This window comes from Enterobacter sp. BNK-22, from assembly GCF_048684805.1.
GTDB lineage: Bacteria > Pseudomonadota > Gammaproteobacteria > Enterobacterales > Enterobacteriaceae > Enterobacter > Enterobacter quasiroggenkampii.
In genome coordinates this window covers 3,687,722-3,708,956 of the sequence record NZ_JBLQTT010000001.1, presented here as the reverse complement: position 1 = coordinate 3,708,956, position 21,235 = coordinate 3,687,722, and the positions used below count along the sequence as shown (strand labels likewise).

General features: G+C 54.8%; 14 protein-coding genes, 4 tRNA genes, 3 rRNA genes and 1 riboswitch. Of the genes, 5 read left to right on the top strand and 16 right to left on the bottom strand.

Translation table 11 applies throughout. The features are described from left to right. Positions 1 to 8: 8 nt before the first annotated feature. Positions 9 to 1,529, top strand: a complete 1,521-nt coding sequence (locus ACMGGE_RS17465; RefSeq protein WP_262767020.1) for a YifB family Mg chelatase-like AAA ATPase — start codon at positions 9 to 11, stop codon at positions 1,527 to 1,529. A 30-nt stretch (positions 1,530 to 1,559) separates the two neighbouring features. Here ACMGGE_RS17465 and ACMGGE_RS17460 read toward each other — a convergent pair whose 3' ends face one another. Further along, on the bottom strand, positions 1,560 to 1,898 hold the full coding sequence (locus ACMGGE_RS17460; protein ID WP_008501577.1) for a DUF413 domain-containing protein: 339 nt from the start codon (positions 1,896 to 1,898) through the stop codon (positions 1,560 to 1,562). Positions 1,899 to 2,016: 118 nt separating this feature from the next. Between ACMGGE_RS17460 and hdfR the strand changes: the two genes are divergently transcribed. Further along, entirely contained in the window at positions 2,017 to 2,838 is an 822-nt protein-coding gene (gene hdfR / locus ACMGGE_RS17455; protein ID WP_024907953.1) for an HTH-type transcriptional regulator HdfR, read from the top strand. Positions 2,839 to 2,937: 99 nt separating this feature from the next. Here hdfR and ACMGGE_RS17450 read toward each other — a convergent pair. The 9 genes from ACMGGE_RS17450 to btuB form a co-directional block, all read right to left on the bottom strand. After that, positions 2,938 to 3,013, bottom strand: a tRNA-Trp gene (locus ACMGGE_RS17450). Between the two features lie 53 nt (positions 3,014 to 3,066). Next, positions 3,067 to 3,143, bottom strand: a tRNA-Asp gene (locus ACMGGE_RS17445). A gap of 56 nt (positions 3,144 to 3,199) precedes the next feature. After that, positions 3,200 to 3,315: ribosomal RNA gene (rrf, locus tag ACMGGE_RS17440) — 5S ribosomal RNA — on the bottom strand. A 73-nt stretch (positions 3,316 to 3,388) separates the two neighbouring features. Further along, positions 3,389 to 6,292 (bottom strand): 23S ribosomal RNA (locus ACMGGE_RS17435). Between the two features lie 171 nt (positions 6,293 to 6,463). Continuing rightward, a tRNA-Ala gene (locus ACMGGE_RS17430) sits at positions 6,464 to 6,539 on the bottom strand. A gap of 43 nt (positions 6,540 to 6,582) precedes the next feature. Further along, positions 6,583 to 6,659: transfer RNA gene (locus ACMGGE_RS17425), tRNA-Ile, on the bottom strand. 70 nt (positions 6,660 to 6,729) lie between these two features. Further along, positions 6,730 to 8,271: ribosomal RNA gene (locus ACMGGE_RS17420) — 16S ribosomal RNA — on the bottom strand. Together the 16S, 23S and 5S rRNA genes with 4 tRNA genes alongside form the textbook arrangement of a ribosomal RNA operon. A 381-nt stretch (positions 8,272 to 8,652) precedes the next feature. After that, complete coding sequence (gene murI, locus ACMGGE_RS17415) at positions 8,653 to 9,504, bottom strand: glutamate racemase (RefSeq protein ID WP_048028420.1); 852 nt, start codon at positions 9,502 to 9,504, stop codon at positions 8,653 to 8,655. Continuing rightward, positions 9,449 to 11,296, bottom strand: coding sequence for a TonB-dependent vitamin B12 receptor BtuB (btuB, locus tag ACMGGE_RS17410; RefSeq protein WP_167215603.1), 1,848 nt, complete (start codon positions 11,294 to 11,296; stop codon positions 9,449 to 9,451). Before btuB ends, murI begins: the two co-directional genes overlap by 56 nt. A gap of 65 nt (positions 11,297 to 11,361) precedes the next feature. Then, a riboswitch (cobalamin riboswitch) is annotated at positions 11,362 to 11,538 on the bottom strand. Between the two features lie 104 nt (positions 11,539 to 11,642). Here btuB and trmA point away from each other — a divergent pair. Beyond that, positions 11,643 to 12,743: a tRNA (uridine(54)-C5)-methyltransferase TrmA gene (trmA, locus tag ACMGGE_RS17405; RefSeq protein ID WP_063622937.1), complete on the top strand. Its 1,101-nt coding sequence runs from the start codon at positions 11,643 to 11,645 to the stop codon at positions 12,741 to 12,743. 88 nt (positions 12,744 to 12,831) lie between these two features. Here trmA and ACMGGE_RS17400 read toward each other — a convergent pair whose 3' ends face one another. Together ACMGGE_RS17400 and fabR are read right to left on the bottom strand one after the other, a co-directional pair. Continuing rightward, complete coding sequence (locus ACMGGE_RS17400; RefSeq protein WP_008501783.1) at positions 12,832 to 13,191, bottom strand: YijD family membrane protein; 360 nt, start codon at positions 13,189 to 13,191, stop codon at positions 12,832 to 12,834. A 9-nt stretch (positions 13,192 to 13,200) separates the two neighbouring features. Continuing rightward, on the bottom strand, positions 13,201 to 13,839 hold the full coding sequence (gene fabR / locus ACMGGE_RS17395; RefSeq protein ID WP_008501784.1) for an HTH-type transcriptional repressor FabR: 639 nt from the start codon (positions 13,837 to 13,839) through the stop codon (positions 13,201 to 13,203). 196 nt (positions 13,840 to 14,035) lie between these two features. Here fabR and sthA point away from each other — a divergent pair, with 196 nt between their 5' ends. Beyond that, positions 14,036 to 15,436 (top strand): Si-specific NAD(P)(+) transhydrogenase, encoded by a 1,401-nt coding sequence (gene sthA / locus ACMGGE_RS17390; protein ID WP_008501785.1) that lies wholly within the window; start codon positions 14,036 to 14,038, stop codon positions 15,434 to 15,436. Here sthA and oxyR read toward each other — a convergent pair. The 4 genes from oxyR to argC form a co-directional block, all read right to left on the bottom strand. After that, complete coding sequence (oxyR, locus tag ACMGGE_RS17385; protein WP_044597477.1) at positions 15,410 to 16,336, bottom strand: DNA-binding transcriptional regulator OxyR; 927 nt, start codon at positions 16,334 to 16,336, stop codon at positions 15,410 to 15,412. The two genes, sthA and oxyR, sit on opposite strands and share 27 nt — an antisense overlap. 302 nt (positions 16,337 to 16,638) lie before the next feature. Next, positions 16,639 to 18,012, bottom strand: a complete 1,374-nt coding sequence (gene argH / locus ACMGGE_RS17380; protein ID WP_063622936.1) for an argininosuccinate lyase — start codon at positions 18,010 to 18,012, stop codon at positions 16,639 to 16,641. 77 nt (positions 18,013 to 18,089) lie between these two features. Continuing rightward, entirely contained in the window at positions 18,090 to 18,866 is a 777-nt protein-coding gene (gene argB, locus ACMGGE_RS17375; protein WP_086374972.1) for an acetylglutamate kinase, read from the bottom strand. A 6-nt stretch (positions 18,867 to 18,872) separates the two neighbouring features. Next, positions 18,873 to 19,877, bottom strand: coding sequence for an N-acetyl-gamma-glutamyl-phosphate reductase (gene argC / locus ACMGGE_RS17370; RefSeq protein WP_048028410.1), 1,005 nt, complete (start codon positions 19,875 to 19,877; stop codon positions 18,873 to 18,875). A gap of 88 nt (positions 19,878 to 19,965) precedes the next feature. On the opposite strand from argC, the gene argE reads away from it, so the two are divergent. Beyond that, positions 19,966 to 21,117, top strand: coding sequence for an acetylornithine deacetylase (gene argE / locus ACMGGE_RS17365; RefSeq protein ID WP_420293996.1), 1,152 nt, complete (start codon positions 19,966 to 19,968; stop codon positions 21,115 to 21,117). Positions 21,118 to 21,235 lie beyond the last annotated feature (118 nt).

Here is a 21,235-nt window from a genome sequence, read left to right as displayed (position 1 = left end):
TAGTGCAAATGTCACTGTCAGTTGTTTATACGCGTGCGGCCCTCGGGGTAAAGGCACCGCTTGTTTCCGTAGAGGTGCATTTGAGTAATGGGCTGCCCGGACTCACGCTTGTCGGGTTACCTGAAACGACGGTTAAAGAAGCCAGGGATCGCGTCCGTAGCGCAATAATAAATAGCGGTTATACCTTCCCTGCGAAGAAGATAACCATCAACCTTGCTCCCGCCGACCTGCCTAAAGAAGGGGGACGATACGATTTACCTATCGCAATTGCCCTTCTCGCGGCTTCTGAGCAGCTTAATACGACAAGGCTAGGCTCGTATGAGTTCGTGGGTGAACTCGCGCTCACAGGCGCGCTGAGAGGCGTTCCCGGCGCGATATCGGGAGCGCTAGAGGCCATACGAGCAGGCCGGCAAATCATTGTGGCCAATGAAAACGCATCAGAAGTGAGTCTTATCGCGGAAAAAGGATGCCTCATCGCGGGACATTTACAGGAAGTTTGTGCCTGGCTGGAAGGACGACATGAACTGTCCGAACCGGAGGAGTGTGACGAGGTTATAGCCGACGTCCCGGAGGATCTCAGCGAGATTATGGGACAGGAGCAAGGGAAGCGGGCGCTGGAGATTACGGCCGCAGGTGGACACAATCTTCTGTTGATTGGCCCGCCAGGTACGGGGAAAACGATGCTGGCGAGCAGGCTGAGCGGGCTGCTTCCGCCGCTTAATAATCATGAAGCGCTGGAAAGCGCTGCCATATATAGCCTCATCAGTTCTGCATCGTTGCAAAAACAGTGGCGCCGTCGTCCTTTTCGTTCCCCACATCATAGCGCTTCACTGACGGCAATGGTCGGCGGCGGGTCTATCCCCGGGCCGGGAGAGATCTCACTGGCGCACAATGGCATTCTGTTTCTCGATGAGCTGCCCGAGTTTGAGCGCCGCGTGCTGGATGCGCTGAGAGAACCTATTGAATCTGGCGAAATACATATCTCGCGCACGCGGGCCAAAATAAGCTATCCCGCGCAGTTTCAACTGGTCGCTGCGATGAATCCCAGCCCGACGGGCCACTACCAGGGCAACCATAACCGCTGTACGCCGGAGCAGACGCTGCGCTATCTGGGAAAGTTATCCGGTCCGTTCCTCGACCGTTTCGATTTATCTCTCGAAATCCCGCTTCCTCCTCCGGGCTTGCTCAGGCAGACGGGCATCACGGGTGAAAGCTCTGCGAAGGTACGCGAGCGGGTGATCGCCGCCCAGGCACGACAGTACACTCGCCAGAACAGGCTAAATGCGCGGCTGGATAATGCCGGGATCCGGCAGTTTTGTGCCCTTAACAGTGAGGATGCGGTATGGCTGGAGGAGACGTTGACGCGCTTTGGGCTATCTATACGTGCGTGGCAGCGTTTGCTAAAAGTGGCCAGAACCATTGCTGACGTGGAGGGATGTACTGACATTGAGAGAAAACACTTGCAGGAGGCGCTGAGCTATCGCGCTATCGATCGTTTGCTGCTGCATCTGCAGAAGTTGCTGGCATAAAAAAAGGGGCCGTAGCCCCTTCTTATCATCTTAGTCATCAGACTCGGTGTAGTCTTCTGCACCTTCCATCTGTGGCTTACCGCCAGACAGCGTATGGAAGCGCTTTGGACGCTTAATGCGTGCCATATACTTGATCCACACACGTTCCGCTTCAGACTGCGGCTCACGCTCACCACGGCAAACAGAAACAAACTGTTTTTCGTCTTCGGTTGCAGGTTCACGCTTACCCAGATCCAGCTCGTTAAAGGCATAACCATGGCGCTCAAGCAGTTGAGCTTCTTTGATGGTGAAATCGCCGTGACGAGAGAACCCGCGCGGATAATGTTTATTGTCGAAAAAACGATTAGTCGTCGTAAAGCTTTCCGCCATCCTACACGCTCCTAATTCTTTGGCCGAGCTATTTATGGCGCGGAGTATTAGTTACGCTTGACAGAGTGTAAAACAAAACATTTAAATCATAACGACAAATAATTTTGCGGAGAAAGATGTGGATACGGAATTGCTTAAAACTTTCCTTGAAGTGAGCAGAACACGCCACTTTGGGCGAGCAGCGGAAGCCCTTTACCTGACGCAGTCAGCAGTCAGTTTTCGTATTCGACAGCTGGAAAATCAACTGGGTGTGAATCTTTTTACCCGCCATCGCAACAATATTCGCCTCACGCCCGCCGGTGAAAAACTGCTGCCGTACGCAGAAACGCTGATGAATACCTGGCAGGCGGCACGCAAAGAGGTTGCACATACTTCGAGGCATAATGAGTTCTCGATAGGGGCCAGCGCTTCCCTGTGGGAATGTATGCTAAGTCAGTGGCTTACCCGGCTTTATCACTCTCATAGCCACCTGCAATTTGAAGCCAGGATTGCGCAACGGCAGTCGCTGGTTAAGCAACTTCATGAGCGTCAGCTTGATCTTCTGATCACAACCGAAGCCCCCAAGATGGACGAATTTAGCAGCCAGATCGTCGGTCAGTTTGGCCTGGCGCTTTATGCCTCTGAACCGTCGATGATGAAGGCAGACCTGACCTATTTGCGCCTCGAATGGGGGCCAGATTTTCAGCAGCATGAGACGGGATTGATTGCACCTGATGATGTTCCACAGTTAACGACCAGCTCTGCGGAGATCGCCTGTCAGCAACTGCCCTTGCTGAGAGGTTGTACCTGGTTACCTGTTCGCTGGGCAGACACTAAAGCGGGGCTGCATACGGTGTTGGATTCCACCACGCTTACCAGACCGCTGTATGCGATTTGGCTGCAAAACAGTGATAAGCAGTCACAGATAAAAGATCTGTTAAAAATCAATGTAATGGATTGATACATCAGCCAGCAGGAATGCTGGCTGAACAGTAAGAAGAGGCGTTTTTACAGGATTACAGGCAAAAAAAAATCCTTTGCCGAAGCAAAGGATTATATATGGCAGGGGCGGAGAGACTCGAACTCGCGACACCCGGTTTTGGAGACCGGTGCTCTACCAACTGAGCTACGCCCCTAAAGTTTTTTGCCATTAAGCCTGCCAGTAAGGCAGGCTTAATGTCTTAATAAGTGGCGGAACGGACGGGACTCGAACCCGCGACCCCCTGCGTGACAGGCAGGTATTCTAACCGACTGAACTACCGCTCCACCGAAGACTGCTTGTAACCACCGGATTAATGCACCGGCTTACTACTTAATTTGATGCCTGGCAGTTCCCTACTCTCACATGGGGAGACCCCACACTACCATCGGCGCTACGGCGTTTCACTTCTGAGTTCGGCATGGGGTCAGGTGGGACCACCGCGCTAAAGCCGCCAGGCAAATTCTGTTTAATCTGTATCAAGGCTGAATTTTGATTGTTCGTCTCTTCGCCAAAACATCTTCGGCGTTGTAAGGTTAAGCCTCACGGTTCATTAGTATCGGTTAGCTCAACGCATCGCTGCGCTTACACACCCGACCTATCAACGTCGTCGTCTTCAACGTTCCTTCAGGAGACTTAAAGTCTCAGGGAGAACTCATCTCGGGGCAAGTTTCGTGCTTAGATGCTTTCAGCACTTATCTTTTCCGCATTTAGCTACCGGGCAGTGCCATTGGCATGACAACCCGAACACCAGTGATGCGTCCACTCCGGTCCTCTCGTACTAGGAGCAGCCCCCCTCAATTCTCCAGCGCCCACGGCAGATAGGGACCGAACTGTCTCACGACGTTCTAAACCCAGCTCGCGTACCACTTTAAATGGCGAACAGCCATACCCTTGGGACCTACTTCAGCCCCAGGATGTGATGAGCCGACATCGAGGTGCCAAACACCGCCGTCGATATGAACTCTTGGGCGGTATCAGCCTGTTATCCCCGGAGTACCTTTTATCCGTTGAGCGATGGCCCTTCCATTCAGAACCACCGGATCACTATGACCTGCTTTCGCACCTGCTCGAGCCGTCACTCTCGCAGTCAAGCTAGCTTATGCCATTGCACTAACCTCCTGATGTCCGACCAGGATTAGCTAACCTTCGTGCTCCTCCGTTACTCTTTGGGAGGAGACCGCCCCAGTCAAACTACCCACCAGACACTGTCCGCAACCCGGATCACGGGTCTACGTTAGAACACCAGCCATTAAAGGGTGGTATTTCAAGGACGGCTCCACGCAGACTGGCGTCCACGCTTCAAAGCCTCCCACCTATCCTACACATCAAGGACCAGTGTTCAGTGTCAAGCTATAGTAAAGGTTCACGGGGTCTTTCCGTCTTGCCGCGGGTACACTGCATCTTCACAGCGAGTTCAATTTCACTGAGTCTCGGGTGGAGACAGCCTGGCCATCATTACGCCATTCGTGCAGGTCGGAACTTACCCGACAAGGAATTTCGCTACCTTAGGACCGTTATAGTTACGGCCGCCGTTTACCGGGGCTTCGATCAAGAGCTTCGCGTTACCGCTAACCCCATCAATTAACCTTCCGGCACCGGGCAGGCGTCACACCGTATACGTCCACTTTCGTGTTTGCACAGTGCTGTGTTTTTAATAAACAGTTGCAGCCAGCTGGTATCTTCGACTGATTTCAGCTCCACCCGCAGGGGCTTCACCTACATATCAGCGTGCCTTCTCCCGAAGTTACGGCACCATTTTGCCTAGTTCCTTCACCCGAGTTCTCTCAAGCGCCTTGGTATTCTCTACCTGACCACCTGTGTCGGTTTGGGGTACGATTTGATGTTACCTGATGCTTAGAGGCTTTTCCTGGAAGCAGGGCATTTGTTACTTCAGCACCGTAGTGCCTCGTCATCACACCTCAGCGTTAAAAGGTACCGGATTTACCTGGAACCTCCGCCTACATGCTTAAACCGGGACAACCGTCGCCCGGCTAACATAGCCTTCTCCGTCCCCCCTTCGCAGTAACACCAAGTACAGGAATATTAACCTGTTTCCCATCGACTACGCCTTTCGGCCTCGCCTTAGGGGTCGACTCACCCTGCCCCGATTAACGTTGGACAGGAACCCTTGGTCTTCCGGCGAGCGGGCTTTTCACCCGCTTTATCGTTACTTATGTCAGCATTCGCACTTCTGATACCTCCAGCATGCCTCACAGCACACCTTCAACGGCTTACAGAACGCTCCCCTACCCAACAACACATAGTGTCGCTGCCGCAGCTTCGGTGCATGGTTTAGCCCCGTTACATCTTCCGCGCAGGCCGACTCGACCAGTGAGCTATTACGCTTTCTTTAAATGATGGCTGCTTCTAAGCCAACATCCTGGCTGTCTGTGCCTTCCCACATCGTTTCCCACTTAACCATGACTTTGGGACCTTAGCTGGCGGTCTGGGTTGTTTCCCTCTTCACGACGGACGTTAGCACCCGCCGTGTGTCTCCCGTGATAACATTCTTCGGTATTCGTAGTTTGCATCGGGTTGGTAAGCCGGGATGGCCCCCTAGCCGAAACAGTGCTCTACCCCCGAAGATGAGTTCACGAGGCGCTACCTAAATAGCTTTCGGGGAGAACCAGCTATCTCCCGGTTTGATTGGCCTTTCACCCCCAGCCACAAGTCATCCGCTAATTTTTCAACATTAGTCGGTTCGGTCCTCCAGTTAGTGTTACCCAACCTTCAACCTGCCCATGGCTAGATCACCGGGTTTCGGGTCTATACCCTGCAACTTAACGCCCAGTTAAGACTCGGTTTCCCTTCGGCTCCCCTATACGGTTAACCTTGCTACAGAATATAAGTCGCTGACCCATTATACAAAAGGTACGCAGTCACACCACGAAGGTGCTCCCACTGCTTGTACGTACACGGTTTCAGGTTCTTTTTCACTCCCCTCGCCGGGGTTCTTTTCGCCTTTCCCTCACGGTACTGGTTCACTATCGGTCAGTCAGGAGTATTTAGCCTTGGAGGATGGTCCCCCCATATTCAGACAGGATACCACGTGTCCCGCCCTACTCTTCGAGTTCACAACCTGTGTGTTTTCGTGTACGGGACTGTCACCCTGTACCGTGCGACTTTCCAGACGCTTCCACTAACACACAAGCTGATTCAGACTCTGGGCTGCTCCCCGTTCGCTCGCCGCTACTGGGGGAATCTCGGTTGATTTCTTTTCCTCGGGGTACTTAGATGTTTCAGTTCCCCCGGTTCGCCTCGTTAACCTATGTATTCAGTTAACGATAGTGTGACGAATCACACTGGGTTTCCCCATTCGGACATCGCCGGGTCAAAGGTTCATATCACCTCGCCGGCGCTTTTCGCAGATTAGCACGTCCTTCATCGCCTCTGACTGCCAGGGCATCCACCGTGTACGCTTAGTCGCTTAACCTCACAACCCGAAGATGTTTCACTTCTGATTGCGAAAATTTGAGAGACTCGAACACACCATTAAAGATGTGTCGTTTCAATTTTCAGCTTGATCCAGATTTTTAAAGAGCAAAACTTCGCAGTGCACCTTTTCAGGTTCACTCTGAAGTTTTCTTGGGTTCGCAGTAAAAGATGGTGGAGCTATGCGGGATCGAACCGCAGACCTCCTGCGTGCAAAGCAGGCGCTCTCCCAGCTGAGCTATAGCCCCATCGTTTTGCAATCTCTGTACCGCTCATCCTTTAAAAGGAGTTTGGTAGGCCTGAGTGGACTTGAACCACCGACCTCACCCTTATCAGGGGTGCGCTCTAACCACCTGAGCTACAAGCCTGCAGAGATTTTTACTGCTGTTTTTTCATCAGACAATCTGTGTGAGCACTGCAAAGGCAGGTTCTTTAAGGTAAGGAGGTGATCCAACCGCAGGTTCCCCTACGGTTACCTTGTTACGACTTCACCCCAGTCATGAATCACAAAGTGGTAAGCGCCCTCCCGAAGGTTAAGCTACCTACTTCTTTTGCAACCCACTCCCATGGTGTGACGGGCGGTGTGTACAAGGCCCGGGAACGTATTCACCGTAGCATTCTGATCTACGATTACTAGCGATTCCGACTTCATGGAGTCGAGTTGCAGACTCCAATCCGGACTACGACGCACTTTATGAGGTCCGCTTGCTCTCGCGAGGTCGCTTCTCTTTGTATGCGCCATTGTAGCACGTGTGTAGCCCTACTCGTAAGGGCCATGATGACTTGACGTCATCCCCACCTTCCTCCAGTTTATCACTGGCAGTCTCCTTTGAGTTCCCGGCCTAACCGCTGGCAACAAAGGATAAGGGTTGCGCTCGTTGCGGGACTTAACCCAACATTTCACAACACGAGCTGACGACAGCCATGCAGCACCTGTCTCAGAGTTCCCGAAGGCACCAATCCATCTCTGGAAAGTTCTCTGGATGTCAAGAGTAGGTAAGGTTCTTCGCGTTGCATCGAATTAAACCACATGCTCCACCGCTTGTGCGGGCCCCCGTCAATTCATTTGAGTTTTAACCTTGCGGCCGTACTCCCCAGGCGGTCGACTTAACGCGTTAGCTCCGGAAGCCACGCCTCAAGGGCACAACCTCCAAGTCGACATCGTTTACGGCGTGGACTACCAGGGTATCTAATCCTGTTTGCTCCCCACGCTTTCGCACCTGAGCGTCAGTCTTTGTCCAGGGGGCCGCCTTCGCCACCGGTATTCCTCCAGATCTCTACGCATTTCACCGCTACACCTGGAATTCTACCCCCCTCTACAAGACTCTAGCCTGCCAGTTTCGAATGCAGTTCCCAGGTTGAGCCCGGGGATTTCACATCCGACTTGACAGACCGCCTGCGTGCGCTTTACGCCCAGTAATTCCGATTAACGCTTGCACCCTCCGTATTACCGCGGCTGCTGGCACGGAGTTAGCCGGTGCTTCTTCTGCGGGTAACGTCAATTGCTGAGGTTATTAACCTCAGCACCTTCCTCCCCGCTGAAAGTACTTTACAACCCGAAGGCCTTCTTCATACACGCGGCATGGCTGCATCAGGCTTGCGCCCATTGTGCAATATTCCCCACTGCTGCCTCCCGTAGGAGTCTGGACCGTGTCTCAGTTCCAGTGTGGCTGGTCATCCTCTCAGACCAGCTAGGGATCGTCGCCTAGGTGAGCCGTTACCCCACCTACTAGCTAATCCCATCTGGGCACATCTGATGGCAAGAGGCCCGAAGGTCCCCCTCTTTGGTCTTGCGACGTTATGCGGTATTAGCTACCGTTTCCAGTAGTTATCCCCCTCCATCAGGCAGTTTCCCAGACATTACTCACCCGTCCGCCGCTCGCCGGCAAAGTAGCAAGCTACTTTCCGCTGCCGCTCGACTTGCATGTGTTAGGCCTGCCGCCAGCGTTCAATCTGAGCCATGATCAAACTCTTCAATTTAAGTTTGATGCTCGTGAATTAAACTTCGTAATGAATTACGCATGTTCACTCAGAGACTTGGTATTCATTTATTGTCCGAAGACATTAAGAATCCATGTCACTTTGAGTGCCCACACAGATTGTCTGATAAATTGTTAAAGAGCAGTGCAACGCGGCTTTCGCTCACCGTTGCGAGGTCCCGTATATTACGTTTTCCTCATTCAGAGTCAAGTGATTATTTTCGCTTTTCTCTGTTGGCGTTCATCTCTGAACCCCGCTAACCCGGCGGCCTGTAAGCCGTTGTTCCGTGTCAGTGGAGGCGCATTATAGGGAGTTCTCAGACGTTGACAACCCCTCTTTTAAAAAAAACTTTCAACCGTCTCTTTTTTGCTCAAAACCGTGCTATAGCGCCAGTTTTTCGAGCGTTTCAAAGCCATAACGGCGTAAAACGGGTAAAAGTTGTTCAGTTTCTTTTGTTAACGCCATACAAAACGCGATATTCGCATCGGTAGATTTCGCATCCGGGGCTTCATGCTCCAGCAACCATGCCGTACGACGGGCAATAGCCGCTCCGGAATCCACCAGACGCGTCCCCTCCGGCAGTACCTCTAATAGCTCTTCCTGGAGTAGCGGGAAGTGGGTACAGCCCAGCACAACGGTATCCGGGGGTTCGGGCATCCTCAGCCACGGACGAAGAATACGACGCAGCTCGTCGAGTGATACCGACTTGCCATGCAGCTTCGCTTCCGCCATCTCCACCAGCTCAGCCGAACCGAGCATCGCAATCTGGCATTCATTAGCGAAACGGTCGATCAGCTCGCGGGTATAAGGACGCTTTACCGTGCCTCGCGTGGCCAGCAAGCCCACAATGCCGTTGGCTGTCAGACGCGCGGCAGGCTTTATTGCAGGAACGACGCCCACAACCGGGAACTGGAATTTTTCACGCAGGGCGGGAAGAGAAACAGTGCTCGCCGTGTTACACGCGATGACGGCCAGCGCAAGGGGATAGCGCTTTTGTACCGCAGTGACGATTTCCACCACGCGCTCGACAATAAAATCTTCGCTCTTTTCCCCATACGGGAAAGCGACGTTATCGAAGGCGTAGATGTAATGGAGATCCGGCAGGAGATGCCGAATCTCATCATAGACCGAAAGCCCACCGACGCCGGAATCAAACACCAGCACGGTGGGACGCGGATTAGAAGGTGTAGCTGCCAGACAAGGTGTATTCCCGTCCTGCAGTTTGGTAGCCATAAACTGTCTCGTAATCTTTATCGAACAGGTTGGCTATTTTACCACGAACTGTAAGGTGTGAGGTGACAGGATACGAAACTGCGACATCCCACAGGCTTACACCGCCCATTTTTACTTTCTCAGACGGGTAAGTACCAAAGTCAGTGTCGTAACGCGTACCAAGATAGTGATAAGTCAGGCTCCAGTCGAAATCATAGATCTGCGTGTCGAGCTGATATTTCACCTGCTGCTTAGCACGGCGGTCCAGAAGTTCGTTGGTTGCGGCATTGCGGGCATCCACGTAGTCGTAGCCTACAGTATGCGTCAACGGCCCCGTGTCAAACGATGCTGTCGCTTCCACACCTTTAATGCGTGCTTTACCGACGTTGTAATATTGCTGGAGGTTATTATCGAAGTCGATGAGATTATCAACGTCATTACGGTAGCCGGATACGCGCCAGCTCACGCCTGCCGTCAGGCCTTCAAACGCACCTTCCCACTGTTTGCTCTCTTCTGGATCAAGATGGTCATTGCCATAGAAACCATAGAGTTGACCCAGATTCGGTGCTTTATAGGCCGTACCATAAGAAGCAACGAAACGGTAACCCTCCACGAACTCCCAGGCCGCACTGCTTTGCCAGGTGCCATGACGACCGAACTGAGAGTTGTCATCGCTGCGAACCGCTCCTTCCAGGGTGAAGTCACCAAACTGCTGCAGCCCGGTCAGGTAGACGCCGGTGTTACGCAGGTCGTAGCCGTTGGTCACGTAGTTTGTACCCGGCTCGGTGCTCTGCTTCTGCCAGTCAACGCCCGCGCCAATGTTCCCTTGGCCAACATCAACGGAGTTGAGCCACTGGACATTGTACTGCTTGATTTCATCCAGCGTGGCTGTCGAATCGTAGCGGCCTAAATTCGGGTCGTAGTTATAGTCCTTGCTGTGGCTATAGCTGGTGAGCAGCTGTGAATGGAAGATGTCATCATTGAAGCGCAATCCTGCATCCCAGGTCTGACTATAAAGCTGGCGGGTATCGACCAGTACGTCAGGGGTAAATGAGCTGTAGTAACCGTCGTAGGCAGTACGGTTGCTGTAGCCAAAGCCGCGAACAAAACCGCTCCACTGCTCCGAGAATGCGTGATCCAGTGCGCCGTAGAGCGTTTTATTCATAAAGCCGTCGCGATCGGTCTGGGCAAGGCCACCATTGTTGCCGTCCGCAACCACATCAAACCCTTTGGTATAGGTGTAATCACCCGCAAGCGTGACGCGTGTGCTGTCGCCCAGTGTTTGCTGAGTACTGCCACCATAATTCTGGTAGCCGTGCGAGCCTACGCCAGCATTCAGCGTGGTACCGTCCTTCGCACGAGTAGTAATAATGTTTACGACGCCACCGATCGCGTCTGAGCCGTATACCGCCGAACGCGGTCCACGAACATATTCGATTCGCTGTACCAGGGAGATTGGGAACTGGCTGAGGTCGGACGACCCCGTGACGCCCGCCTGGTTAAGGCGGATCCCATCAACAAGGATCAGGACGTGGCTGGAGTTGGTGCCACGGATAAAGAGAGAAGAGAGTTGCCCCATCCCACCACTTTGCGCCGTATCCACGCCGGGCAGGCGGCGCATAACATCCAGGAGCGAGGTTGACTGCCAACGGTCAATATCGGCACGCGTAACAACCGTGTTTGCAGCCAGAATAGTTTTTTCAGGTTGTTCAAAACGATTTGCCGTCACCACCAACGAGTCTGCGCTATCCTGCGCCCAGCCCGAAAATGCCGTGACGGACAACGCCGTCAACAGCGATACTTTTTTAATCATTGTTAAAGCATCCACAATATAAGAAGGATGCCGCAGGCCTCATCGATAGCACGCGATGATGAAACCAAATGCGACGTGATCCCGGCAGGTCTTCGGGCTAGGTGGCTATATAAGGATGAAGACTTCCCATTTTCACAGTGTCTACAACGCTCATCCCGCCAGTCTTTACCGCTGCGCGTCAGCTCCAGATTTACACTGGATTCCCTTTTCACTCTCAGGAGACCGGAAACAGAATGCTACAATTAGACACGTATGGATGTCCAGACAGCTATTGGCCATTAAATCTGGACATCCCCTGAACAATCCCTACAATCGCCGCGTAATTCTTTATCACTCAGGACGCATCATGACCCCAGAACACCTCCCGACAGAACAGTACGACGCGCAGCTGGCAGAGAAAGTTGTCCGCCTGCAAAGTATGATGACGCCTTTCAACGCGCCCGTTCCCGAGGTGTTCCGCTCTCCTGTCAGCCACTACCGCATGCGTGCCGAGTTCCGCATCTGGCACGACGGTGACGACCTGTACCACATCATTTTCGATCAGCAGACGAAGTCCCGTATCCGCGTGGACAGCTTCCCGGCAGCGAGTGAGCTCATTAACCAATTAATGACGCTGATAATGGACGGCGTGCGTAACAACCCGGTACTGCGCCACAAGCTGTTCCAGATTGACTACCTGACCACGCAAAGCAATCAGGCGATTGTCTCCCTGCTGTACCACAAAGCCCTGAACGACGAGTGGCGCGAGCAGGCAGAAGCGCTGCGCGATGCGCTGCGTGCGCAGAACATCAACGTTCACCTGATTGGCCGCGCGACAAAAACCAAAATCATGCTGGATCAGGACTACATCGACGAGCGTCTGCCGGTGGCGGGTAAAGAGATGGTGTATCGTCAGGTCGAGAACAGCTTCACCCAGCCGAACGCTGCAATGAACGTGCAGATGCTGGAGTGGGCGCTGAAGGCGACGGAAGGATCAACGGGCGATCTGCTTGAGCTCTACTGCGGTAACGGCAACTTCTCGCTGGCGCTGGCGCGTAACTTCGATCGCGTCCTGGCAACGGAAATCGCCAAACCGTCGGTTGCCGCCGCGCAGTACAACATTGCCGCCAACCATATCGACAACGTGCAGATCATTCGTATGGCCGCAGAAGAGTTCACACAGGCGATGAACGGTGTACGTCAATTTAACCGTCTGGAAGGCATCGATCTGAAGAGCTACCAGTGTGAGACGATTTTTGTCGACCCGCCGCGCAGTGGCCTGGACAGCGAAACCGAGAAGATGGTGCAGGCGTACCCGCGTATTTTGTACATCTCCTGTAATCCGGAGACGCTGTGCAAGAACCTGGAAACGTTAGGCCAGACGCACAAGGTTGAACGTCTGGCGCTGTTCGATCAGTTCCCGTATACGCACCATATGGAGTGCGGTGTACTGCTCACGGCGAAGTAATGTGGCCTTGTAGGGCAGGTAAGCGAAGCGCCACCTGCCAAAAAGCCGGATGGCGCTTCGCTTATCCGGCCTACAATGACAAAAACCTTTATTCCGGTAACTGGCTTTTACGGCTACGCATGCGCGAGCCAATCCAGAACACCAGCGCCACAGACAGTACCGCAGGGAAGAAGTTAGAGCCGATATCCGGATACTCCGCGCGCACCACTGTGCTGTACAGCAATACGCCCAGAATAAAGCAGGCGGCGGCCAGCCCCGGTAACCCCACCGGCATGGTGCGGTTCAGGTAGCGTTGATGCAGGCAGTACACCGTCAGCACCAGCGCAATCAGCGGGAAAATCGAAAACGGCACGATGGAGCTAAAAATAGCGGCGAACGTACCATTAATGGATAAGCCAGCGATCAATGCCAGCAACAGCGTCCCTTTATCCTGACCTGACTGTTTCATTACTCACCTTCACTCTTCGGTTTGATGTGCCAGTTTCTCTTGTTCACGGCGATACCAGTAGTACGCGCCTTTGGAGATCATCCTGAGCTGCAATACCAGTCGCTCTTCAAGCTGCTTGCGTTGTTCAATGCTGACATCCAGCGCTTCGGCACCTGCGCTGAAAACAATCGTCACCATCGCCTCGGCCTGTGCTTCGGTAAACGCACGCGGCATATGGTTTTCGAGTTCAAGATAGTCGGCAAGTTCCGCGATGAAGTGCTGAATTTCGCGTGCGACGGCGGCACGAAACGCCGCCGACGTGCCCGAACGCTCACGCAGAAGCAGACGAAACGCGTTGGGGTTATTGCCGATAAATTCCATAAAGGTCGATACGGAGGTACGGATCACGCTGCCCCCTTTGGCGATACGCTGACGCGCCTGGCGCATCAGCTGACGCAGCATCAAACCGCTCTCGTCGACCATGGTCAGGCCCAGTTCATCCACATCACGGAAGTGACGATAGAAGGACGTTGGCGCAATCCCGGCCTCGCGTGCGACTTCGCGCAGGCTCAAACTGGCAAAACTTCGCTCAGCACTCAGTTGACTGAATGCGGCTTCCACCAGCGAACGCCGGGTTTTCTCTTTTTGTTGTGCTCTTACGCCCATCACGATAGTTGAATCCTTCCAAAGGCCTGATGGCACTATACCAGAGAATAAAATTAATCTGTTTGCCTGGCTTTGTGAATGATTGTTTACGTGCGGTTTGTGCTCCACTGCCGGAAAAAAGCACAACGATAATTGGGTTACTCTGGCAATGATGTTATGATTCTGTTGCTTTTATGTATAAGAACAGGTAAGCCTTGCCATGCCACATTCCTACGATTACGACGCAATAGTTATTGGTTCCGGCCCCGGCGGCGAAGGCGCTGCTATGGGTCTGGTGAAACAGGGAGCCAGAGTAGCGGTCATTGAGCGCTACCATAATGTCGGCGGCGGTTGCACCCACTGGGGCACCATCCCTTCGAAAGCCCTCCGCCACGCCGTTAGCCGCATTATCGAATTCAACCAGAACCCTCTTTACAGCGACCACTCCCGACTTCTTCGTTCCTCCTTTGCCGACATCCTGAACCACGCGGATACCGTCATTAACCAGCAGACGCGCATGCGTCAGGGGTTTTATGAGCGTAACCACTGTGAAATTTTGCAGGGCAACGCGCATTTTGTGGATGAACACACCCTGGCACTCGAATGCCACGACGGGTCGGTTGAAACCATCACCGCTGAAAAATTTGTGATTGCCTGCGGTTCACGCCCATACCATCCGGCCGACGTGGACTTCTCGCACCCGCGCGTCTACGACAGCGACTCGATTCTGAGCCTGCACCATGAACCCCGCCACGTCATTATCTATGGCGCAGGGGTCATTGGTTGCGAATATGCGTCGATCTTCCGCGGAATGGACGTCAAAGTTGACCTGATCAACACTCGCGATCGCCTGCTGGCCTTCCTCGATCAGGAGATGTCGGACTCCCTCTCCTACCACTTCTGGAACAGCGGCGTGGTCATTCGTCACAACGAAGAGTACGAGAAGATCGAAGGCTGCGACGACGGGGTGATCATGCACCTCAAGTCCGGCAAGAAGCTGAAAGCGGACTGCCTCCTGTACGCCAACGGCCGTACCGGCAACACCGATTCCCTGCAGCTGGAAAATATCGGGCTTGAAACCGACAGCCGCGGTCAGCTGAAGGTCAACAGCATGTATCAGACCGCCCTGCCGCACGTTTACGCGGTCGGCGACGTCATTGGCTATCCAAGCCTGGCCTCAGCCGCTTACGACCAGGGACGCATTGCGGCTCAGGCGCTGGTGAAAGGCGAAGCGACGGCGCATCTGATTGAAGATATCCCTACGGGCATCTACACCATCCCGGAAATCAGTTCCGTAGGGAAAACCGAGCAGCAGCTGACGTCAATGAAGGTGCCTTACGAGGTGGGTCGTGCGCAGTTTAAGCATCTGGCGCGGGCGCAAATCGTGGGGATGAGCGTGGGTACGCTGAAAATTCTGTTCCATCGCGAGACGAAAGAGATCCTCGGGATTCACTGCTTTGGTGAACGCGCCGCGGAAATCATTCATATCGGTCAGGCGATCATGGAGCAGAAAGGTGGTGGTAACACCATTGAGTACTTCGTCAACACCACCTTTAACTACCCGACCATGGCGGAAGCCTATCGGGTCGCGGCACTAAACGGCCTGAACCGCCTGTTTTAACGCGCTGTCAAAATGGCCATCCATCGCACCACGGATGGCCTCTGCCAGCTGCTCATAGCGGCTGCGCAGCGGTGACCCAGGGCGATAGACCAGGCCAATCGTACGACGCGGCTCTGGTTTAATGCACGGCAAGTAGACCACGCCATCACGTTTACGCTCGTGCGGTACCGCCAGCGCAGGCAGCAGCGTAATACCGCTTCCCGCCGCGACCATATTACGCAGCGTTTCCAGGCTGGTTGCGCGGAAATGGGTATCCTCATCCGCACCCGCTTCGAAGCAGAAGCCCATCGCCTGATCGCGCAGGCAGTGGCCATCTTCCAGCATCAGCAGCTTTTCACCCGCCAGATCGGCCATCGGCACGCGATCGCGGTTCGCCCACGGGTGATCTTCATAGATCGCCAGCATCATCGGCTCATCGAACAGCGGCACTTCGATAAAGGCTTCACTCTCTTTTACCAGTGCCAGAATGGCGCAGTCGAGCTTGCCGCTGTCCAGCTGTGCCAGCAGCTGATGGGTTTGCGCTTCGTGCAGGTACATTTCGAGTTTCGGGAACGTCTGGTGCAGCATCGGAATGATGTGCGGTAACAGGTACGGGCCAACGGTTGGGATCAGGCCAATATGCAGCGGGCCGGACATGGCCTCCCCCTGCTGGCTTGCCATTTCCTTGAGCACTTTGACCTCGCGCAGCACGGTGCGCGCCTGATCCACCAGCAGAAGACCTGCCTGTGTGAACAGAACCTTACGACTGGTGCGCTCCAGCAGCATCACGCCCAGCTCGTCTTCCAGCTTGCGGATCTGGCCGCTCAGCGTGGGCTGGCTGACGTGGCAGGAATCTGCCGCGCGGCGAAAGTGACGATGTTCGGCTAACGCTACCAGGTATTCAAGATCACGAATATTCATTATTCATCCTCCGTCGCCACGATAGTTCATGGCGATAGATAGCATAGCAACGAACGATTATCCCTATCAAGCATTCTGTTGAATAATACACCACATAGACGAGGCGGCACGTGTTTGACCCTTGACGTCCCCGCACCGTCAGCGAGTTTCTCTCAAAACTCGAACAACTAAAGCCAACGTGAACTTTTGCGGACCCCGTGGTCCGCTTTTTTTTGCGTAAAAAAGCCTGGCGCTAAGCCAGGCTCCGTTTTCTCCCTCTCCCACAGGGAGAGGGCCGGGGTGAGGGCACCAGCCCGCACGGTTCAAACCAGCCGGTTTTTCGCATCCGCAATCGCCTGCGCCACCTGCTTAGGCGACACGCCGCCTTTCGCCGCACGCTTATCCAGGCAGGACTGCAGCGCCAGTATTGGATACACATCATCCCCGATAACCGCGCTGAATTTCTGCAGATCGGCCAGCGCCAGATCTTCCAGCGGTTTACCCTGACGAATGGCTTCCACCACCGCTTCACCGACAATATGGTGCGCTTCACGGAACGGTACGCCCTTCGCCACCAGATAATCCGCCAGCTCGGTCGAGTTCGCATAGCCCTGCTGCGCCGCTTCCTGACAGCGCGGACGCTTCACCTGAATGCCATCCAGCACCAGCGCGCCCATATGCAGACAGTCCAGCCAGGTGTCGAGCGCGTCGAACAGCCCTTCTTTGTCTTCCTGCATATCTTTGTTGTACGCCAGCGGCAGCCCTTTCAGGGTCATCATCATGCCGGTCAGCGCGCCTTGCACGCGGCCACATTTCCCGCGGATCAGCTCCAGCGCGTCCGGATTTTTCTTCTGCGGCATCAGCGAAGAGCCGGACGTCACACGGTCAGACAGCTCGACGAAGCCCGCTTCGCCGGAGTTAAAGAAGATCAGATCTTCGGCAAAGCGCGACAGGTGCACCATACCGATAGACGCGTTAGAGAGCAGTTCCAGCACATGGTCACGATCGGAGACGCTATCCAGGCTGTTACGGGTAGCGGAGGCAAAGCCCAGCCAGCCTGCCAGCTGTTCACGGTCGATTTCGTAAGCAGTACCCGCCAGCGCGCCGCTGCCCAGCGGGCTGACGTCCAGACGCTTCAGGGTATCCTGCAGACGGCTTTCGTCACGCGCCAGCATCTCTACATAGGCCAGACACCAGTGCGCAAAGGTCACCGGCTGCGCGCGCTGCAGGTGGGTATAGCCCGGCATCACCGCGTCCTGATTATTCTGTGCGGTTTCCACCAGCGCGGTCTGCAGCTGACGGTTAGCCGCCAGCAGTTCGCCTACGGTATCCTTACACCACAGCTTCAGATCGGTGGCGACCTGGTCGTTACGGCTCCGGCCGGTATGCAGCTTTTTACCCAGCTGGCCGACCTTGTCGATCAATTTACCTTCCACCCAGCTGTGAATATCTTCGGCATCGCTCTGCAGAATTTGCTGCGGATCCAGACGCACTTCTTCCAGCAGATTGTTCAGCGCCTCTTCCAGCTGCAGCTGTTCCTCTGGGGTCAGCACGCCCACCGTCACCAGCGCTTTGGACCAGGCCACAGAGCCGACAATATCCTGTTCGGCCAGGCGGTAGTCGAAGCGCAAAGAGTCGTTGAACTGTTTGAACCGCTGATCCGCTGCCTGTGTAAAACGCCCACCCCAAAGTGCCATAACATGCTTCCTTAATATCTTTGAATTTCATTGCCCGGTGGCGCTGCGCTTACCGGGCCTACAAAACATTAAATCGATTACGCTAAAATACGCGTGCCAATCGGCGTGCCGTTAAACAGCGCCGGGAGCTGCTCCGCGTGACGCCAGGAGGCGATATCTACCGGGCGACCCAGCGTGCGCGCCGCATCCAGCGCGGCGTTCACTTTGACGATCATGCCGTCGGTGATGATGCCCTGCGCAATCAGCTGCTCGGCTTTCTCTGCCGTCATTTCTGCGATGCGCTGGCCTTTTCCGTCCAGAATGCCGCTCACGTCGGAGAGCAGGATCAGGTCCGCACCCAGCGTTGCCGCCAGTGCGGTTGCCGCCTGGTCAGCGTTAACGTTCATCAGCTCACCCTCTTCGGTCACGCCGATAGAGCTCACCACCGGCAGGAAACCGCCTTCCAGCAGCGTGTTAATCAGCTTAGGCGAACCCGGCTGCGCCAGTCCAACATGACCGAGCGCTTCGTCGAGCTGGGTCACTTTTACGCTGTCGCCATCGCCCAGATAGAGGCCAACGGAGGCAATGTGGTGTTTCTTCGCCCAGGACAGCAGGGTTTTGTTCGCCGTACCCGCCAGCGCACCGGTGATAATGTCAATCTGATCCGCAGGCGTCACGCGCAGGCCGTTTTTCTTGATCACCGGCAGGTTGAGCCCTTTCATCAGCTCATCCACCACGCAGCCGCCGCCGTGCACAATCACCAGTGGACGTTGGTGTGATTCGCGATAGTTCACCAGCGCGGTAAACAGACGCTCCAGCGCTTCTTCGCTGTCCAGCAGTACACCACCGAGTTTGATAATTAATGGGTTCATCATCACACCTTAAATAAGAGCCTGCGTTTCAGGGAAACCGAAACGAATATTTGCACACTGCATTGCCTGTGCGGCAGCGCCTTTCAGTAAGTTATCTTCTGCGGCCACCACGATGAGATGCTCACCCTGAACGGCAAAGCCGATATCGCAGAACGGCAGACCGACCACGTTTTTCAGCGCCGGCACGCCTTTGTCGTACAGACGTACCAGCGGTTTATCCGCGTACGCCTGCGTGAAGACCTCGCTCACCTGCTCTTTGGTCACGCCCGGTTTCAGGCGACAGGTAATGGTTTCGAGGATCCCACGCGGGAAGCTGCCCAGGTGCGGGGTGAAAATGACGTCCGCGCCCAGATGCGTCGTGATTTCAGGGTGATGACGATGATTAAACACGCCATACGGCTGAAGGCTCACTTCGCAGAAGCTGTTAGAGATCGCCGCCTTGCGTCCTGCACCGCTCACGCCGCTGGTGGCGTTGATCACCGGCCACTGGTTCAGATCCAGCAGACCCGCGTCGATCAGCGGCTTCAGGGCAAGCTGCGCCGCCGTCGGGTAGCAGCCCGGAACGGCAATCAGATCCGCTTCTTTCAGTTTATCTGCGCTCCACTCCGCCAGGCCGTACACCGCTTTTTCAAGCAGATCAGGGTGCTGATGGGTGAAACCGTAATATTTTTCGTAGAACGCGCCGTCGTTAACGCGGAACGCGCCGGAGAGGTCGAAGACCACGCAGCCAGCCGCCAGGAACTGCGGCGCCAGGTCGTGGCTGACCTCGTGCGCGGTGGCTAAAAACACCACGTCGACGCCGTCAGTAAACTCGCTGATGTCAGACATGGGCTGCAGCGGCAGATCGACCAGGCCCTTAAGCTGCGGATGCAAATCAGAAATTAACTTTCCTGCATCATTGCTTTGCGCTGACACGGTCAAAGCGGTTATGGTCATATGTGGATGGCGATTCACGTAGCTTACAAGCTCTGCGCCCGCATAACCGCTAGCGCCTACAATCAGCGTATTCAACATCGGGTTCCTTTATGCTCAACGTTAATGTATTTTTATTCACATTCATTGCATGAATATTGATACTATCACGACCTAAGGTGTGTCAACAATGAAAATGAACTTACCGCCATTTATCGAGATCTACCGCGCCCTGATTGCCACACCGTCTATCAGCGCAACGGAAGAAGCGCTGGATCAGAGCAATGAGTCTTTAATCAATCTGCTGGCGGGTTGGTTTAGCGATCTTGGGTTTAACGTTGAGGTTCAGCCCGTCCCCGGCACTCGCCACAAATTTAACCTGCTCGCCAGTACCGGAACCGGTGCTGGCGGCCTGCTGCTGGCCGGTCATACCGACACCGTGCCGTTCGACGATGGCCGCTGGACGCGCGATCCGTTCACCCTGACCGAGCACGACAATAAGCTCTACGGTCTGGGCACCGCCGACATGAAAGGCTTCTTCGCCTTTATCCTTGACGCGCTGCGTGACGTGGACGTGACGAAGCTGAAAAAACCGCTCTACATTCTGGCGACCGCTGATGAAGAGACCAGCATGGCGGGCGCGCGCTACTTCTCTGAAAACACGTCGATTCGCCCGGATTGCGCGATCATCGGCGAACCGACGTCTCTGCAGCCGATTCGCGCGCATAAAGGCCATATCTCTACCGCCGTGCGCGTGCTCGGCCAGTCCGGCCACTCCAGCGATCCGGCGCGCGGCGTGAACGCCATTGAGCTGATGCATGACGCCATCGGCCGCATCATGACCCTGCGCGACGATCTGAAAGAGCGTTACCACTATGAGGCGTTCACCGTGCCGTATCCAACGCTCAATCTCGGCAGCCTGCACGGCGGTGATGCCTCGAACCGTATCTGCGCCTGCTGCGAGCTGCACATGGACATCCGACCGCTGCCGGGCATGACCCTGAGCGATCTCGACGGCCTGCTGAATGAGGCGCTGGCCCCGGTGAGCGAACGCTGGCCGGGTCGCCTGACGGTCTCCGAACTGCATTCGCCCATCCCGGGTTACGAATGCCCGCCGGACCATCAACTGGTCGACGTGGTAGAAAAGCTGCTCGGCCAGAAAACCGACGTGGTGAACTACTGCACCGAAGCGCCGTTTATTCAGACGCTTTGCCCGACGCTGGTTCTAGGCCCTGGGTCCATCAACCAGGCGCACCAGCCGGATGAATATCTGGAAACCCGCTTTATCAAACCCACCCGCGAACTGATTACCCAGGTTGTGCATCACTTCTGCTGGCATTAAAAACTGCCCCTCACCCTAACCCTCTCCCCAAAAGGGAGAGGGAATTTGAACACCCTCTCCCCTTTGGGGAGAGGGCAGAGTGAGGGGGAGTAAATCCCGCGATCTCCGTCACATTTCC

What these genes read in the sequence shown, in the direction of transcription:
- murI (WP_048028420.1), bottom strand. Translation starts at nt 9,504, where the DNA reads ATGGCTACCAAACTGCAGGACGGGAATACACCTTGTCTGGCAGCTACA.
- ACMGGE_RS17465 (WP_262767020.1), top strand. Translation starts at nt 9, where the DNA reads ATGTCACTGTCAGTTGTTTATACGCGTGCGGCCCTCGGGGTAAAGGCA.
- argE (WP_420293996.1), top strand. Translation starts at nt 19,966, where the DNA reads ATGAAAATGAACTTACCGCCATTTATCGAGATCTACCGCGCCCTGATT.
- btuB (WP_167215603.1), bottom strand. Translation starts at nt 11,296, where the DNA reads ATGATTAAAAAAGTATCGCTGTTGACGGCGTTGTCCGTCACGGCATTT.
- ACMGGE_RS17400 (WP_008501783.1), bottom strand. Translation starts at nt 13,191, where the DNA reads ATGAAACAGTCAGGTCAGGATAAAGGGACGCTGTTGCTGGCATTGATC.
- argC (WP_048028410.1), bottom strand. Translation starts at nt 19,877, where the DNA reads ATGTTGAATACGCTGATTGTAGGCGCTAGCGGTTATGCGGGCGCAGAG.
- trmA (WP_063622937.1), top strand. Translation starts at nt 11,643, where the DNA reads ATGACCCCAGAACACCTCCCGACAGAACAGTACGACGCGCAGCTGGCA.
- oxyR (WP_044597477.1), bottom strand. Translation starts at nt 16,336, where the DNA reads ATGAATATTCGTGATCTTGAATACCTGGTAGCGTTAGCCGAACATCGT.
- sthA (WP_008501785.1), top strand. Translation starts at nt 14,036, where the DNA reads ATGCCACATTCCTACGATTACGACGCAATAGTTATTGGTTCCGGCCCC.
- ACMGGE_RS17460 (WP_008501577.1), bottom strand. Translation starts at nt 1,898, where the DNA reads ATGGCGGAAAGCTTTACGACGACTAATCGTTTTTTCGACAATAAACAT.
- argH (WP_063622936.1), bottom strand. Translation starts at nt 18,012, where the DNA reads ATGGCACTTTGGGGTGGGCGTTTTACACAGGCAGCGGATCAGCGGTTC.
- argB (WP_086374972.1), bottom strand. Translation starts at nt 18,866, where the DNA reads ATGATGAACCCATTAATTATCAAACTCGGTGGTGTACTGCTGGACAGC.